Source organism: Sinomicrobium kalidii (assembly GCF_021183825.1).
Taxonomy (GTDB): Bacteria; Bacteroidota; Bacteroidia; order Flavobacteriales; family Flavobacteriaceae; genus Sinomicrobium; species Sinomicrobium kalidii.
This window is the reverse complement of record NZ_CP089211.1, coordinates 5,182,693-5,198,360: the sequence shown is the minus strand read 5'-3', so window position 1 is coordinate 5,198,360 and position 15,668 is coordinate 5,182,693. Positions and strand designations below refer to the sequence as shown.

15 protein-coding genes are annotated in these 15,668 nt (G+C 42.3%); 11 read left to right on the top strand and 4 right to left on the bottom strand.

Annotated features, from left to right (window positions below):
• Positions 1-35: 35 nt before the first annotated feature.
• Positions 36-1,292 (bottom strand): DUF418 domain-containing protein, encoded by a 1,257-nt coding sequence (locus LS482_RS20965; RefSeq protein WP_233029552.1) that lies wholly within the window; start codon positions 1,290-1,292, stop codon positions 36-38.
• Positions 1,293-1,922: 630 nt separating this feature from the next.
• Between LS482_RS20965 and LS482_RS20960 the strand changes: the two genes are divergently transcribed.
• Positions 1,923-2,420, top strand: coding sequence for a hypothetical protein (locus tag LS482_RS20960; RefSeq protein ID WP_233029551.1), 498 nt, complete (start codon positions 1,923-1,925; stop codon positions 2,418-2,420).
• Positions 2,421-3,039: 619 nt separating this feature from the next.
• A complete protein-coding gene (locus tag LS482_RS20955) occupies positions 3,040-4,128 on the top strand; it encodes a terpene synthase family protein (protein WP_233029550.1) in 1,089 nt (362 codons plus the stop codon).
• A 63-nt stretch (positions 4,129-4,191) separates the two neighbouring features.
• Here the strand turns inward: LS482_RS20955 and LS482_RS20950 are convergent, their stop codons facing one another.
• Positions 4,192-4,953: an isocitrate lyase/PEP mutase family protein gene (locus LS482_RS20950; RefSeq protein ID WP_233029549.1), complete on the bottom strand. Its 762-nt coding sequence runs from the start codon at positions 4,951-4,953 to the stop codon at positions 4,192-4,194.
• Positions 4,954-5,266: 313 nt separating this feature from the next.
• Here LS482_RS20950 and LS482_RS20945 point away from each other — a divergent pair, with 313 nt between their 5' ends.
• From LS482_RS20945 to LS482_RS20920, 6 genes are all read left to right on the top strand, one after another.
• Complete coding sequence (locus LS482_RS20945; RefSeq protein ID WP_233029548.1) at positions 5,267-5,845, top strand: Crp/Fnr family transcriptional regulator; 579 nt, start codon at positions 5,267-5,269, stop codon at positions 5,843-5,845.
• 98 nt (positions 5,846-5,943) lie between these two features.
• Entirely contained in the window at positions 5,944-6,405 is a 462-nt protein-coding gene (locus tag LS482_RS20940) for a YybH family protein (protein WP_233029547.1), read from the top strand.
• Positions 6,406-6,415: 10 nt separating this feature from the next.
• Positions 6,416-7,204: an isocitrate lyase/PEP mutase family protein gene (locus LS482_RS20935; protein WP_233029546.1), complete on the top strand. Its 789-nt coding sequence runs from the start codon at positions 6,416-6,418 to the stop codon at positions 7,202-7,204.
• Between the two features lie 449 nt (positions 7,205-7,653).
• Positions 7,654-8,262, top strand: coding sequence for a M949_RS01915 family surface polysaccharide biosynthesis protein (locus LS482_RS20930; protein WP_233029545.1), 609 nt, complete (start codon positions 7,654-7,656; stop codon positions 8,260-8,262).
• Positions 8,263-8,321: 59 nt separating this feature from the next.
• Positions 8,322-8,999, top strand: a complete 678-nt coding sequence (locus LS482_RS20925) for a hypothetical protein (RefSeq protein ID WP_233029544.1) — start codon at positions 8,322-8,324, stop codon at positions 8,997-8,999.
• Between the two features lie 703 nt (positions 9,000-9,702).
• Positions 9,703-9,885: a hypothetical protein gene (locus LS482_RS20920; protein WP_233029543.1), complete on the top strand. Its 183-nt coding sequence runs from the start codon at positions 9,703-9,705 to the stop codon at positions 9,883-9,885.
• 58 nt (positions 9,886-9,943) lie between these two features.
• On the opposite strand, the gene LS482_RS20915 is transcribed toward LS482_RS20920, so the two are convergent.
• Positions 9,944-10,564, bottom strand: a complete 621-nt coding sequence (locus LS482_RS20915) for a JAB domain-containing protein (protein WP_233029542.1) — start codon at positions 10,562-10,564, stop codon at positions 9,944-9,946.
• A gap of 122 nt (positions 10,565-10,686) precedes the next feature.
• Between LS482_RS20915 and LS482_RS20910 the strand changes: the two genes are divergently transcribed.
• The 3 genes from LS482_RS20910 (at position 10,687) to LS482_RS20900 (ending at position 14,444) form a co-directional block, all read left to right on the top strand.
• The gene (locus tag LS482_RS20910; RefSeq protein WP_233029541.1) at positions 10,687-11,526 is read left to right on the top strand and encodes a hypothetical protein; all 840 of its coding nucleotides are present in this window, start codon (positions 10,687-10,689) and stop codon (positions 11,524-11,526) included.
• Positions 11,527-11,564: 38 nt separating this feature from the next.
• Positions 11,565-12,455, top strand: a complete 891-nt coding sequence (locus LS482_RS20905) for a hypothetical protein (protein ID WP_233029540.1) — start codon at positions 11,565-11,567, stop codon at positions 12,453-12,455.
• A gap of 621 nt (positions 12,456-13,076) precedes the next feature.
• Positions 13,077-14,444 (top strand): tetratricopeptide repeat protein, encoded by a 1,368-nt coding sequence (locus tag LS482_RS20900; RefSeq protein ID WP_233029539.1) that lies wholly within the window; start codon positions 13,077-13,079, stop codon positions 14,442-14,444.
• Between the two features lie 65 nt (positions 14,445-14,509).
• On the opposite strand, the gene LS482_RS20895 is transcribed toward LS482_RS20900, so the two are convergent.
• Complete coding sequence (locus LS482_RS20895; RefSeq protein WP_233029538.1) at positions 14,510-15,652, bottom strand: HEPN domain-containing protein; 1,143 nt, start codon at positions 15,650-15,652, stop codon at positions 14,510-14,512.
• Between the last annotated feature and the right edge of the window lie 16 nt (positions 15,653-15,668).

The window sequence follows — 15,668 nt, the reverse complement described above, 5'->3', positions numbered from 1 at the left end:
ATAAAAAAATTCGCTCCAATTTAGTTTTATAAACCTTAGTTAAAAGAACGATACGTTAGTTTTCGCCATAACCATTCCAATGGTCCCTGGGAAAAATGACGCATCCAGAGGGAACTGATGATGAGTTGTACTGTCCAGATACCGCCTACCCAGAGCAGGAGCTCCGACCGGGAGTAACGATTGAACTGAGCAAATCCGTAACCGTAAAAGACAAGACCACAGATAATACTTTGAGATATATAATTGGTCAGGGCCATTTTTCCGGCCATGGAAAGGGGTTTGAACTTCAGTTTATCCAGGTATTTTTGATACAGTCCATTAAGGATCAGGACATAGGACACCCCGAGGGCTTCACTATGAAAAGTAGTAAGCAGGCCTTTCCATATACCGGTCACCGGTTTAAAATAGGCATAGGTCTGGTGTTCATACCACAGGTAATTAATAACAAGGGCAAACAGCAGCAAAGATCCCGTGAAGCCCCAGTAATACCGATATTTCCGATAGTCCCGGAAAATACCGGATTTATAGAGCAACACCCCGAGGAGCATCATCATAAAGGTACGAAAGAAAGCAAAGTGATAAAATATCTTACCCTCGTGTACCCTGGTATATCGGGCATTGGCTTTCCAGGACTCCACCAGACTTTGCCGGGGGATGACCCGGTCCCATACTTCAGATTCTTTTTCACGTGTTTTGTCTTCCCAACGGGCTATTTTCCCCCGGTCTTCTTCGCTGCGCCGGCTTTCCCCGATTTGAATGAGCCGGTTGTAGTCCTGTTGCTGTTTACGGTTTTCCGAAGTCGTAGTCCAACTGTGATACAGCAGTATGCCAACAGGTACCAGCAATGTTACCAGCAATTGCCGGATGCGGAAGGTACGAAAAGGAAACAGGAAAAAGCCGCAAGCCGCATAGTGGTAGAGTACGTCGTGGTTCCAGATCAGGTAGGCGTGAAAAATACCAAAGATAAACAACCACAACAATCGCCTGGCATAGATATCCATAGCCCTGAGGCCGTAGTTTTTCTTCTCCAGGCGTTCGAGAAAAATGTAAAAGCCGACCCCAAAAAGCAGGGTGAACATACTGAAAAATTTTCCCTGTGCCAGGAAGTAGACCCAAAAACGGACAGTTCTGTCAACTTCACTTTCAAAACCATATTTAAAAGGGCTCATCGGCTCCGGATAGGAAAAAGCTTCAATGTTCATCACCAGGATACCCAGTATGGCAATTCCTCTCAAAAAGTCCAGGGAACCGATACGTTCCGCAAGTTTGGTAGGCTGGGGGGCTTGTTGCATTTTGGATTGGTTTTAAATTGGTTTTAAAAAAACGAAAGGGATAAAGGTTTTATTATTTCTCAACCCTGTTATGCCGGTCATCTTCACTCATTGCGAACCGGGAAAGGTAAAATTGAATAAGGTTCTATTGCCGGTTTGATAAAAAAGTATCCGAGGCTCCTGATCTTCTGAAAAGTTTTTCTGCTTAAACCGTAATATGTTAAAAACGCGGACAGTACTGTCCGTAGTTGTTCGTATCTGTTCGTAGTTGTTCGCGAATTTCGAAACTTCGGATTTTCTCTCCAATTTGCCGGCAGAAACAAAAAGTTCTGCATATGGCAATACGACAAAACCCCATCCGGGCAAGCCCCGGAACAAATGGAAAAGCAGCAGGAGGCCCGGACGGCCGATGTTGCAAACTGACTTTGATCACGGAGCTGTGGTCCATGACAAAAAAGACCTGAAGCGAAAATAAACAATGCGAATTTCTAACCAAAAAAAAACGAGAAAATGAGAACACCAAAATTAATCACCAACTACAGTTACATGACCGATACGGACCTTGCTTCACTGGCTACACGAACGGTCGACGCCTTGGAGAGCAACACCAACTTCCCGGATTTGAATCCGCCATTTGCCGAGTATGAATCCGTGGCACTGGATTACGTGGCCAAGCAGGCCATTACAGCCAACGGACGTGCCAGCGGCATACAGAAAGAAGAGAAAGACGAAGCCCGGGCAGCAGTGCTAAAGCTGATGCGTGCGGCAGCAAGCTACATCAACAATTTCACCGAAATCACCTCCGTCCAGTTGAGTTCGGGGTTTTTACCGGCACGCAATCCGAAGCGGGGGAGGGTGCCGGACGCCCCCTCGTGGACGTGGATACGCCGGTCGAACCGGCCTGCCGAAATCCAGCTGGGCTTCGAAGCTGTACGCGAGGCATACCTGTACGAAATGCAGATCGCGGACGAACCGGATGAACAGGGCAACCCGCTCTGGCGGTCCCTGCCACTGGTATCCGACTCGCGGGGCAATTATTACGCTCCCGTTGCAGACGGTGTACGCTACCATTTCCGTGTGCGCTCGCTGAACAGGCATGGTAAGAGCACCTGGAGCCCGGTGGCCGTACGGACGGCCTGGGTAGATTAAGGTTGTAAATACGCGGGATGCAGATCAAATCGCGGTGGTTCAGTTTCGAATCACCGCGATTTTTTATCGTTATACGGCAGCACAAGATCATTATGCACGGAAACGGTTTACAAGTGCAGCGCCTTAAAACAGTTTTGATAAGAAACAAACTTGTTATGCGGCAGAATAAAACCAGTATACGCGGAAACAAGATTGTTATGTTGGAGAAGGGCTTACAAGTGCAGCGCCTTAAAACAGTTTTGATAAGGAATAAACCTGTTACGCGGCGGAACAAAACCTGGATACGGGGAAACAAGGTTGTTATGCGGGTCAGCGGTTTGCAAGTGCCGCACTTTGAAATCGTTCTGATAAGAAACAAACCTGTTACACGGCGGAACAAAACCACTACGCGGAGAAAGGATGTTCAAATACGGTGCTTTGAACCGGTTTGGATACGGAACAAACTTGTGGCGGGGCAAAACGGTAGCGTTCCACGGCGGAAGGAACCGGTAGCTGTGTATAACAGTATCCGTAGAGTTTTTTTTCTGCTCTTAATATGCCTTTCCGTAAAATTTGTAAGTTTATACTTCTTATATTTGATGTATTTAACCTTATAATAACAAAAAAACCTACTTAAACAATGGCGAAAGAAACCTACCTGGATTTACAAACGTTGAGCGAAGAAGAAGCATACAAAGTAGTAGAACGTTTACGGGGATTTCCCCGTCCCGAATATCCCTTCCCGGATATTACGCCTTCGTATTTTCAAAGGTTGCGGGAAGCATCCTGTAAATGGATTGACGAAGACTTTGGCTTTCATTCGGAAGCTGCGAGGGAAAAACACAAGACCCATTACTTTACCGATATCAATGCCAGGGCCATGCCTTTCCTGACCTTTGAGGAGCAGATCCCCGTAGGCAGGTTTACAGGGACCTTTGCCATGCTCGATGATTACCTGGGCCGAGCAACCGCAGAGGATATAGATATCATGCGGAAAAGGATACTGGATATACTGATGGGTGAAGAGGAAGAAGAGCCACGGGATCACGGGGTATACCACCAGGCTTACCTGATCAGAAAAGAATGTCTCCAATTCGGCATGCCCATAAAGCAGTTCCATGAGTTTGTCTATGAAATGGATAACATTATCTGCGGTTTCCAGAACGAAAAGCAGTATGTACTGGCCAATACACCGCCGCCGTTCGCTGCCTACACCATTATCCGCGATCTCACTGCAGGGGGTATTCCTTATGCCAAGTATGCCTGCCTGCAAAAAAATTACCGTACCCTGCCGGATTGGGTGTTGGATCATCCGCATATACTGGCTGTTCACACCATAATATCCCGGCTGATAGGATATCACAATGATATCGTATCCCTGCCCAAAGAGTTGTGCAGGCGGGGTGACGTGATCAATATTGTGCCCGTTCTGATGCACGAACGCGATCTGGACCTGGAAGACGCGTATATGATGGCCATGGAAATACACAACAACACCCTGGACGATTTTATGACATTGCTGGAAAACCTTCCTGATTTTGGCCCGTGGCAGGAGCTTGCTTATGAATATGTAAAGGATTTCGGCATCATGCTGCAAGGCGTATGGTCGTGGCATACGAGAGGTGATAATAACCGGTATACCCGCGGATGGATCGTCGATGCTGAATTTGACAGCAAAAAATGGGAATGGAAAGACGAGGGCAAAGGCGTGTGGAATGAACAGGCATGATACGCCGGGAAAATTTTCGTACAACAGCCAAAACGTCTTTTAAATTCAGGAAAAAACGAGGGATTATGAGCCTAACATTAATTTATAGTCCTTCGTCTGCTGAAATTTTTTAAATATCTCTTCGGATTTTTTCATCAGTAATTCATACTGCTTAGCGCCATGACTGATACGTTTTACTCCCAGCTTTCCCAATGTTTCATAATCCGGTAATTTTGGTGTAGTAAATACATTCAGCGGCAGCTCTACTTTCGTTATAAATGATTTAATATCCGTTTCTTTTTCTATCAGCGGTAAAAATATGCCGTCTGCACCTGCTGTTTTGTAGATCAGTGCCCTGGAGACCGATTCGTTAAGGCTGTCCGGATGTTTGGTTGTATACGTATCTATCCGGGCATTTATAAAAATAGCTGTGGTTGCTTTAACGGCTTTAATTTTTGCCGCCAATACTGTCGCATCACCGAGTATACGCTTACCCTCTTTTACAAGGCCGTCTTCCAGGTTAATACCGGCCGCACCGATATCCGCAAGTTGCTTCACATACTTTGCCACCTGCTTCGGATCGTCCGCATATCCTGCCTCAAAATCGACCGATACGGGCACTTCCGCAACAGCTACGATGTGCTTCACTACAAAAAATAAGGCCTCAAAGCTGATCTCTTCTCCATCTTTAAATCCTAAAGCGTTGGCAATGGCATGGCTGGAAGTCCCCAATGCCGTATAGCCGGCTTCCTGTGCTAATTTTGCTGTATGTGCATCCCATACATTGGCCAATAATAATGGCGTGTCGTTTTGGTGAAGCGCTTTGAAATTACTTACTGTGCTCATAATTGTTTTTTTAGGATCAGGATATTTAGTAAGGTACTGAACATAATTGAAGAAAGCCCGTAATTAAGAAAACATTATAATTATATGCAGGTAGAGATCAAAGGAGGAGGTGATGCCGATTCCTCTCCAAGATTTTTCAAGGAAATTTATGCTTTCACAGATGCTGTACTTGTTTCGTTCAAAGGATAAATGCCAAAAAACTTATGAAGTGTGAGTATTTAAACTACCCTGTTGCACTAAAGTTTTGGAGTGGTAACCCATATAATTTTTTACCTTTGAGTGCATCGAAAACAGCTCTTTAAGCCCATCGCTAATGACCCATTCAGCTCCATACAAAACCTTTTATGAACACCTTAAAAGGTTTTCTGCCATAGAAGAAAACGAATATGCCGAAATACTGCCTTATTTCTCTAAAAAGCAGTGCCATAAAGATGATGTCCTGGTAAAACAGGGGCAGAAGGTAACACAAACATATTGGGTGGTAAAGGGCTTGCTGATATCCACCTTTTTAGATGAGAACGGTAAAGAACACGCTATACAATTTGCCAATGAAGGGTGTTGGATCACCGATCAACATGCTTTTTATAACGGACAACTTTCAAAGTTCAACATTATCTGCCTGGAAAATACAGCGCTGCTCAGCATTACTTTTGCCGATAGAGAGAAACTTTGTACGGACTTTCCGAAAATGAACACTTTTTTCCGTAGAAAAGGAAACGACAGCTTCGTCAAACAACAGGAGCGCCTGTTGACTTATATGACACAGGATGCTACAGAACGGTTTTACCTGTTGATACGGGAATACCCGGACCTGATACAGCGGATATCCAAAAAAGTACTTGCTTCTTATCTCGGTGTTTCCCGCGAAACGCTAAGCAGGTTACGCAAGTAGCCAAAACCGGGGAAAGTGATGTATGTCAATTTTTATGACCGCACCGCACCGGATATTTGTATTCTAAACGTATTGGAAACCTTTTAATTCTAAAAAAAATGAAACAAATCCATTCGGTTATCCTCCTTTCCATGCTGGCATATACAAGCCATAGGGCACAGGCACAGGAGAACGATCCTCTTGCAGAAGCTAAAACAGCCATCGCAGAAAGCAACGCTGTTTATTTTGAATCCTTTGTAAAAAACGAACCTTCCGTTTTTGTGGAACGTTATGCGGAAGATGCCTGCATCATGGCCCCGCTTATGCCAAAAATGTGTGGTAAGGAGGAGATCGGGGAGTTTTTCAGGAATGCTTACGACAACTACGGGTTGCGCAATGGCAGGTTTATCACCACAGCAATTTATGGCGATGGGAAGGAATATGTGACCGAAGAAGGCCTCTGGCAGTCCTTTAATGCCGACGGGGAACTTTTTGATAACGGAAAATTCCTGGTGCTCTGGAAAAAGACCGATAAAGGATGGAAGATGTACAGGGATTCTTTTAGCAGTAACCGAAATTAAACACCGTAACATGATGAACAATTCATTTCAAATATTCAACGAACTGCACAAAAGCCCCGAACCATTGCTCATCGGCAATGTTTGGGATGTGCCAAGTGCCAGGGCTTTTGAAGCGGCCGGTTATAAAGCTATTGCCACCTCCAGTGCAGCAGTAGCAGAAACGCTGGGGTATCAGGATGGCGAACAGATGCCCTTTGAGGCTTACCTTTTTATGATCGGTCATATCGCTAAGGCCACATCCCTGCCATTCTCCGTGGACCTCGAAGCAGGTTATGGCAAAACCGCCGCCGATATCGTAGCGCATATCATTGCACTATACGAACTGGGAGTGTGTGGAATTAATATCGAAGATTCTGTTGTGGTGTCTGAAAACCGCACCATAACAGACACCGATATGTTTGCCCGAAAAATAAGGGCTGTTATTTCAGGCCTGTCTGAAAAAGGAATTGAAATGTTTATCAACCTCAGATCGGATGTATTTCTTCTGAAATTACCGGGCGGATTGACAGAAGCACAAAAAAGAATAGAACGCTATCAGCAAACAGGGGCACATGGATTGTTTTTCCCCGGTGTGACTAAAATTGACGAAATAGCCGCTTTGACAAAAATGTCAGCCTTGCCTGTAAACGTGATGGCCATGCCGGGCTTGCCCGATTTTACGGCATTACAAAAGGCCGGGGTCAAACGGATAAGCATGGGGCCGTTTATACATAAACATTTGCACACCGAATTAGGGAAGTGTATAGCAATGGTTAACACCGGGAATAGTTTTCAACATATTTGGGAAACTTTACCTTGATCGGACTTAGGTTATAACATCCCATTCAAATTTGAGTAAATTACAAAACTTAGGTATTTGAACTATAATGTACTTGTGTAGTGCCTGCTTTAAAAATGTAATGGAACACGCTTTGCCGGGAGTGGCCCCGAAAGTTTTCGGGAGAGGGGAGGGGGCAACGTTTGTGGAATGGGGTGTTTAGCCTAAATTTCGATTTGATTTCCACAACCTGTGCTTGTTGAAATTCTGTATATTTGAAACATTTGTTAACCACCAGCAGAAACATTCGGAAAGTAATGAATATGATCAGGTTGTGTGTAAGCTGAAAAAACATTGAATGAAAATTGATAGCGCCTCATTTGACAAAATATGCTTCCAAGTTTTGGACTAAATTAAAAGACAATATCGTACCTTCTGGAAGTACATGCAGATTTGAACAAAAACAAAATATTCTGTCGAGCCTGGCCTTCATGGCTGTTTTATCGATATGGTCATTACCGGGTTGGGGGCAGATAAGCCGGCATCAAGCTGATACCGTGAGCCTTGCCAAAGATATTTTATACAAGGGGGTGATACAGGATGCCGTTCGCTGGACAGACAACAAGGGAGAAAACCTGGTAATTATAACGGAAACAGGTATTTACCCCGGTAAAACCAAAGAATGTGACCGCTGTAACAATGCCGAATTGTTCGCCTATCATTTCTCGGACAGCATTGGCAATACGAAACATACCTGGAAGGTCTATGATTATGTTAAAAATTGCCCTGTAGATATAATTGCCGGTTTTATAGAACGCACATTACAAGTTACCGACCTGGACGGGGATGGCACAGGTGAGGTATGGTTGATGTATAAGACAGGCTGCCGGGGCGATATAGGACCGGATATCGTAAAGATCATCATGTACCAGGGAAGCCAAAAGTATGCCATGCGGGGAGAAGAAACGATAAAAACCCCGAATGGAGCATCCTTCGGCGGCAGCTATGTCTTTGACAATGCTTTTGGAAACGCCCCGGAGGTTTTTAGAAAATTTGCAAAATCTATGTGGACAAAACACGGTATACGAACCTATGAATAACCCTGCTACATACCCCTCCCCGGGGGGGTATGTTTTTTTGGGAGGGGTAACCCTTATTGGTGATAAAGAGCAAAAAGAATGGCTATAATGAGCATATCAGGAAAAAAGAGGTAGTAGGATTAATGAATAAAAAGCAATTAGGATATGGAGGGATTATCCTGGTATTAGGATTATTTGTGCTTAAGCCCCTTCTAACGGACATAATTAAAAAATACAGGTATGATAAAGAGATTCGCCCAATTCGGGAGGGAATGATTGAGATAATTAAACGGAAACAGCAGAGTTTCCCGGGGTCCAGGGGAGGGATTTATACCCTTTCTACTTTTCCTGATCCGGAAGTATCTTTTATAAACGGCTATCCGGAAATAGAAAATGATTCGGCCCCATATTATGATATCATACTTCAAACCCCGTCGGGATATATGTCTTTTTCAAGAGATACTACCGTCGGACAGGTTGTTGGGGTGTTAGTCGATCATCACGATAATGTGAAGGAGGAAGATAAAAATAGGATCTTTAATATTTATTATAAAGCGGGAACCGCTACAATTGACAAAAGGATAAACCGGTCTATTGATATTATGAGGGTTTATTTGAAAGATTCCTTATACCAAGCTGTATTTATCGCAAATACTTTTGATAAGGATTCAACAAGCAAATCGAATCGTTTGGCTCAAAAACGATTAAAGCGTATCCGGAAAGCATTAGGAAGCAACAGAAAACAATATTACCAATGAGCTTTTAAGTAAGGCAAGACCAGCGTATCCGTCGCACCAACCACATCTTCTAAATTAGCATGATTTTATTTACGGATTACCTTTTGGCAAACTACAACGAAATAATATAATTATAGGGGCAAATACAGCCGGTTTGGTATAAATTAAAGAATAGGTATTTGAACTATAATGTACTTGCGTGGCGCCTGCCCTGAGCCCTTCGACAAACTCAGGATAAACTAAGGCCGAAGGGTAAATTTGCTTTACTCACGTTGTTTATATTGGATAAAGCGGAGTTCGTGAATCTCCTATCGTCGATTTGGGAAAAAAGCATCCTGCCTTTTGTGATCTTCTGAAAAGTTTTTCTGCTGAACTTTCTTTACCCAACGAATGGAATACTCTTTGCCCGGAGCGACGGTAGGAGAGTAGGGGAATGTGTATGGAATGGGGAAATAGATGAAATATTTTATATCAAATGTGGTTTTCCGTAAAATTTATTATAACTCTCATTCTATTTTTGGAAGCACTAATCAAAATTATCTTATAGTGAATATCAAAGCCATTAAACCAGGGCCGAAGCCCAAGAAAGAGGATGGTACTCCCGACAGAAGGAGAAGAGTTACACCTCCTAACAAACCAAAGCACCCGAAGTTAAAGCCTCATAAACATAAGCCTGGTGATTAAATAACTTTAGGACAAAATATTATTACTTAAAATTTATACGATGACAACAGTTAAAGAACTTATTGAAAAATTATCAGAAATGCCACAAAATCATTCTGCAGTATTACAAATAGACGGTAATACGTACCTTTCTGAAATTGCCGTTTCTCTTGAAGAAATAAATACTCCTTGGTCAGAACCTGAGGGTAAATCTGAATTGGTTATACTTAGAAAGAAAAAGTAATATCCAAAAACTATTTTATAATATGTAAATAGAGATTAGGGCGGGTTTTAAATTCGCCTCATAATTTTTTAATATCCCACTTAGTAAGCCCGGTAAGTTCTTTTATAGTATCAATATCATACCCTTTATCCTTCATTTTTTTGGCAATCATAAGGTTACTATCCTTAACTGCCTGTTCCTTTTCAAATTCAGCTTGCCACTTTCTTGTTTCGGCTTTTTCTTTATCAAGGATTTCATATTTCCCCGTCTTTTTCAGTTGACTCATAACGCCCGCATTGGCAAAACTGTAATACGTATCTTCGGAAATAACCAGATGATCAACAACCTCAATGTTAATCAGTTCCCCGGTTTTCATCATCCGGTCGGTTAAGTCGAGGTCTGCCTGGGAAGGCTCGGTTTCACCGCTTGGGTGATTGTGAATCAAAATCATTTTCACGGCCAGTTTATAGATAGCCATTCGGAATACCTCCGGCGGATTGACCATAACACGATTAACCGCCCCGAGACTGATCAGTTCTATAAAAAGGATTTTGTTCTTATTATCCAACCCGACTATCCAAAAATGCTCCTGATTTCGCCTGATCTTATTCTCACGCAACAAAACCTGCTGCATGACCTTATAGACATCATCGGAGTTTAAAATTCTTATTTTTTGTTCCTGGGTAAGGCGTACGTTCATAGTTTCAAATATACGGTGGTCCCCTCAATATCCAAATGTTTTTTGATAATCCTACAGAAAAATCTTTATATTTATGCTCTAATGCCGCCCCTCTGATCTAATTTCTATAAAACTTGTTGCTTATGGAATTTACTGTACACTCTATAAGAGATATTGAAAGCTGGTTAGAGCTATACCGAACAACAAGTATGGATATTGACCTCCACTTCTATCTTAAACGAACCCCTGACACTCCTGCCGAGAACTCCCTAATCGATAAAAACACCAATACGAATAGCCTACTTGATACACCATTAAAAAATGCCAAAGGGGAAGAACCATTTGATTGGGTTAAAAACAAGGAAACCGGGCAATATGTATGGAAGGAAGAAGTTACCTCGAAAGAGAATACCCCTGATGGTTATGATTATATTGGGCGTAGTGAAAATGATGTGTGGAAAGATTATCAAAACAGTGAGTCTAATGGTATAAGTAGGTTGTACCGTAAATATATGGGGGCTCCAGACATTGATAAGGGTTCTTTTATTGATGCCCGCAATGAGGACCTGAAAGAGCTGGTAAAGGAGGTTTTTGATGCCATTAAAAACCGTATAGACCCGGATAATTTTAAACCAATTGATTTAGATGCCCGGGGAAGTGGCCAATACTATGGGTATAATCGTACATGGTTGGGAGTAGGGGATGCGACTTATAGTGGATTAGATTTACAATTGGAATACGAAGGGATAATATTTACTGCAACAATAGGATTTAATCCGGTCCATCCGGATTTGGGGATAGCTAATTCCTTGAGCCATGTTATGGAAGCATGGCCTTATGACAAACATTCAAGGGCAAATATATTTAAGATCACGCATTCAGAAAATAAACAACATCCTTTATTATATATCCGAATGGACAGGGATGCTTTTAGGCAAGTTTACAAAGAGCTTTATGGAGAGGATCACCCGTATTTTAAATAGAAACGAAGCATTTTATGGTTGTATTAATATAACTATCTATGAAATTTATTAAAGCCATATTATTATTTATACTTATAGTGATATTTTCCTTTTTAGGGTATCAATACTATCAATATACTGCTCTGCAAAAGTTTATAAAGAACAATAAAAATTCCCCGGAAGGATTTAATGTTACGGAGAGACTTAGTTCTTGGTATAATAGTTTTGGTGAAGTATGGCCATCAAATAAAACTGAGCTGGATTCCATGCTACAGGAAATTAGAAAATATTACAAGACAGATAAGCTCTATCTGGAAAAATATGGGTATAATCTGCAGGTAGATACGGTTATAGTAGATACCGATACTTTAAAATATACTAACATAGCGTATAAATTATATTCTTACGGTCCGGATAAAAAGGATGATAACTTAAAAAATACTCCTTTTAATGATACTCCATTGGAATATGCCCCAATACTTGGAGAAGGGGGGATTCCCATTAAAGATATTTCATTTATGGAATACCTGTTTATGGACAAAAATTTTGACATCGTTCTGTTATATAGTATAGCTGAATACAACTGTAACTTCAATAAATTTCATTATGTCGATGGCCCCAAAAGAAAAGGCGAAACATTTTATTTGGGAGGACCGGGAATTAAATTGAAAGAAGGCGTTGTCAAAGGAACTACTTATGACGAACACTCGGAAAAATTCAATCAAACCCTCCAAACCATACAGGAAGCCCTTGCCGAACAATACCCCGACATGCCCACTGAAGGGCTCATCTTTAATTACAACGGCAAGCGCGTTAGATGCATTTGCAGCTTTGACATTTCAAATGCCCCGATTACCACTATAGAAAAGATACTTACCGAAAAATTAAATGCTACAACCGATTATATAGACATGGCCGCTTTTTATATGGAAGTTCCTGTATTAGAATAATCCCTGCTTTTAAAACGTTTTATAATAGTTGAACCGATTGTTTCTTTTTATCAAGGTTAAATTAGGAGTAACAGATTTGTATAAATTAAAAGATACAGGTATTTGAACTATAATTTATATTATGTAAAATAGTATTTTTAAAACTACCTCCTGAGCCGAATACTGCCAGTTATCCATAAATTATGGGGATATCCCCTAAAATCTCCACTATGCCATAATTCGCTTATTTAAAAATTTCAGGGCGATTGTACGAAATATCAAAAATATGGGCATTATAAAAACTGCTTGCGTGTTAAAATCTACTTGCTCATAAATCGCATATTTGAAAAATTTCTGTGCATAGGAAACCCGGATTTTATAGCCTATATTATGATGTAAATATTATGTAATCCAAATTATTATGAATATCCGCTTTTGAGACCCGGTATTTACGGATTTCAGGAAAAATATTTAACAGGTTAAGGGATTTAACGGTCCTGTAATACATCATATTTATAGGGCGACCCATCCCCCGGCATAAAAATTTTAGCTTTTTTTAACGCCCATATACCCCTTTTGCTGGATTTTTAAATAATGTTTTTATAAGTTTGTTACCCGTTTAAGTTTACTAACAGATAAATTATGAAAAGGAAAATTTCCGTATTAGCGAGTATTTTTGGCGTTATTTTTATGGGATTCGCTCAGGTCCAGAACCCCGAATGCCCACAAAACCTGTCGATTTTTGCCGAACATGCGAAAAAAAAGGATTATGACGCCGCTTACGAACCGTGGAAAATGGTATATGAAAACTGTCCGACCTTACACTGGGCTACATATCATTATGGCGAACGTATATTAAAGGACAAAATTGAAAAAGATCCGGGCAACAGGGAGCAATACGTAAAAATGCTTACCGGACTGTACGAATCGGCCCCTAAAAATTTTCCGAAACGCTACAATGAAGTGGGAAGCATGATTGATATGGCCCTCTTAAAGAACGATTATAAACTGGACACTGACGAACAAATATTTAACCTGCTGGATAAGGCTTTTAAAACCGGCAAAGACAACTTTAAAAATCCTAAAGCGCTTTACCTCTACTTCTCTACGCTGGTGGATTTGCAGGCTGCCGGCAAAAAAGAACTCCAGGACGTGTTTGAAGTCTATGACGAGGTCACTGCCAAAATCGCCGAAGAAAACCAGGAATTGGCAGAAACCATTGTAAAATATGTCCCCAAGGAAGATGACGGTACATTGACAAGCAAGGAGAAAAAGATACTGGCTGCTGCCCGAAAAAACGGGGAAAATTACGAGAAAATAAGTAGTAGTATCGATACCAAACTGGGAGCACTGGCCGATTGTGACAACCTGATCCCGCTCTACCAAAAGAATTTCGATGCGCATAAAGACGATGCCAACTGGCTTAAAGGCGCGGCCGGACGTATGGATGCCAAAGGCTGTACGGGAGACCCGGTGTTTGTGAAGCTGGTTGAAGCACTTGATAAAATAGAGCCTTCCGCAAGTTCCAAATATTACCTGGGCTCTTTGTATGAAGAACAGGGAAATACTTCCAAGGCCATGCAATTCTACGAACAATCCATAGAATTGGAGACCAACGCCGTAAAAAAGGCAAACAAACTTACGAGCATAGCATCCAAGGCCAGTAAGCGCGGACAAAAATCAACAGCCAGAAAATATGCCCAGCAGGCACTGGATGTAAACCCCGCAAACGGTACGCCTTACCTGATCATTGCGTCGCTTTATGCCAGCAGTGCCAACGAATGCGGAAGTACTACTTTTGAGAAAAGGGCAATTTACTGGAAAGCCGCACAAATGGCCAGGAAAGCGGGCCAGGTAGACCCTTCCCTGAGCAGCAGGGCTTCACAAACTGCCGCCAGTTATGAAGGCAGGGCGCCCAGCAAACAAGACATCTTCAGTGCCGGTATGGAAGGGAAAACAGTTAATTTCAAATGCTGGATAGGCGGTAGCGTTAAAGTGCCAAACCTGTAGACAACACAGTAAATCATAAAAAAAGAGAACCGGGTTTCATACAATATGTTACCCGGTTTCTTTTTTTAAACAACGGGAATTGCCTGCTCCTCGTATGCCCTCATAATTTCTTCCAGACATTCTATTTCATCATAGGGCAACAACTGTAAAGCAAACTCCAGGGCCATCCGTATATTCACGTAAGGTTCCGGAACAATCGGGGAATACCCGTCATGCGAGTGTTTCAACGCCATAACACAAACCTTTATCAGGCTCGATACACCAAACAATACATCCAACGGGCTGTCCAGCATAAAATTCGTCTTGTAAAATATTTTCTCGGAATCCGGTCGATATTTGTAAAACTTATCGGCTACAAGCTTTTTTATTTTCCCTTTTATTTCCTGCTCCTCCTTTTGGCCGATTACTCTGGGACAGGATGTACGATCCATTGTACTTTTTAATGCTTTTACCTGCGTATTAAAAAGCTGTTGTACCCGTTCCTGCAACGTTTCGGCTTTATCGGCCATTACGTCCAGCTGTGTTTTTGTTACCCGGTAATCCTTGCCGTAACGCACTCCTTTATAAGCCTGGTCCAGCAACTGTAACAACGCATTTTCCTTTTCATCTTCAGGGTTGAACAAAGTGGCCAGCTCCGGAGAAAACTCCTGAATATATTTTTGATGGCCGGCTATACTGTGACATATCTTTTCTTTGCCCATCACCAGCAATTCCGCCAGTCTATAGGCGAGTTCCACAGCCTGATGCCACATAAAGGCTGCCTGCGGATAGTCCTCTTTTTCTGTAAAAAATGCCGCCCCTTCCCGGAATGCACGCACTTTATCCAGTTCGGCACTGAAACGCTTCCGTGATGCAGCCAATGCCTGCGCCATATCCATACCGTTTGCCGGTGCCGCTATGTGCTGCCCGGGCCGGCTATACGCCAGGTTATCCGGAATACAGGCCCGAAGAAAAAAGAGGTTTCCCTCCCATAACTGTTGTATTACGTATGACTGTGGATACAGACGGAACAAAAACCCGGTATGCGCTTCCAGGACCTTCCCGGTTACCGGAGCCCTGTCATCCGGTGTGCCGGAGGCCTTGTCTTCCGTCACTACCAGCAGTAGTGTTTTGTCTTCCTCTCCCACCGGCATATTGCCGGCATAGATATATTGCGGTTTAAAGAGGTTAGCTATTTGGTTAACCACCTCTTGTACAGCTGTATTCATACTGTTTATTGTTTTA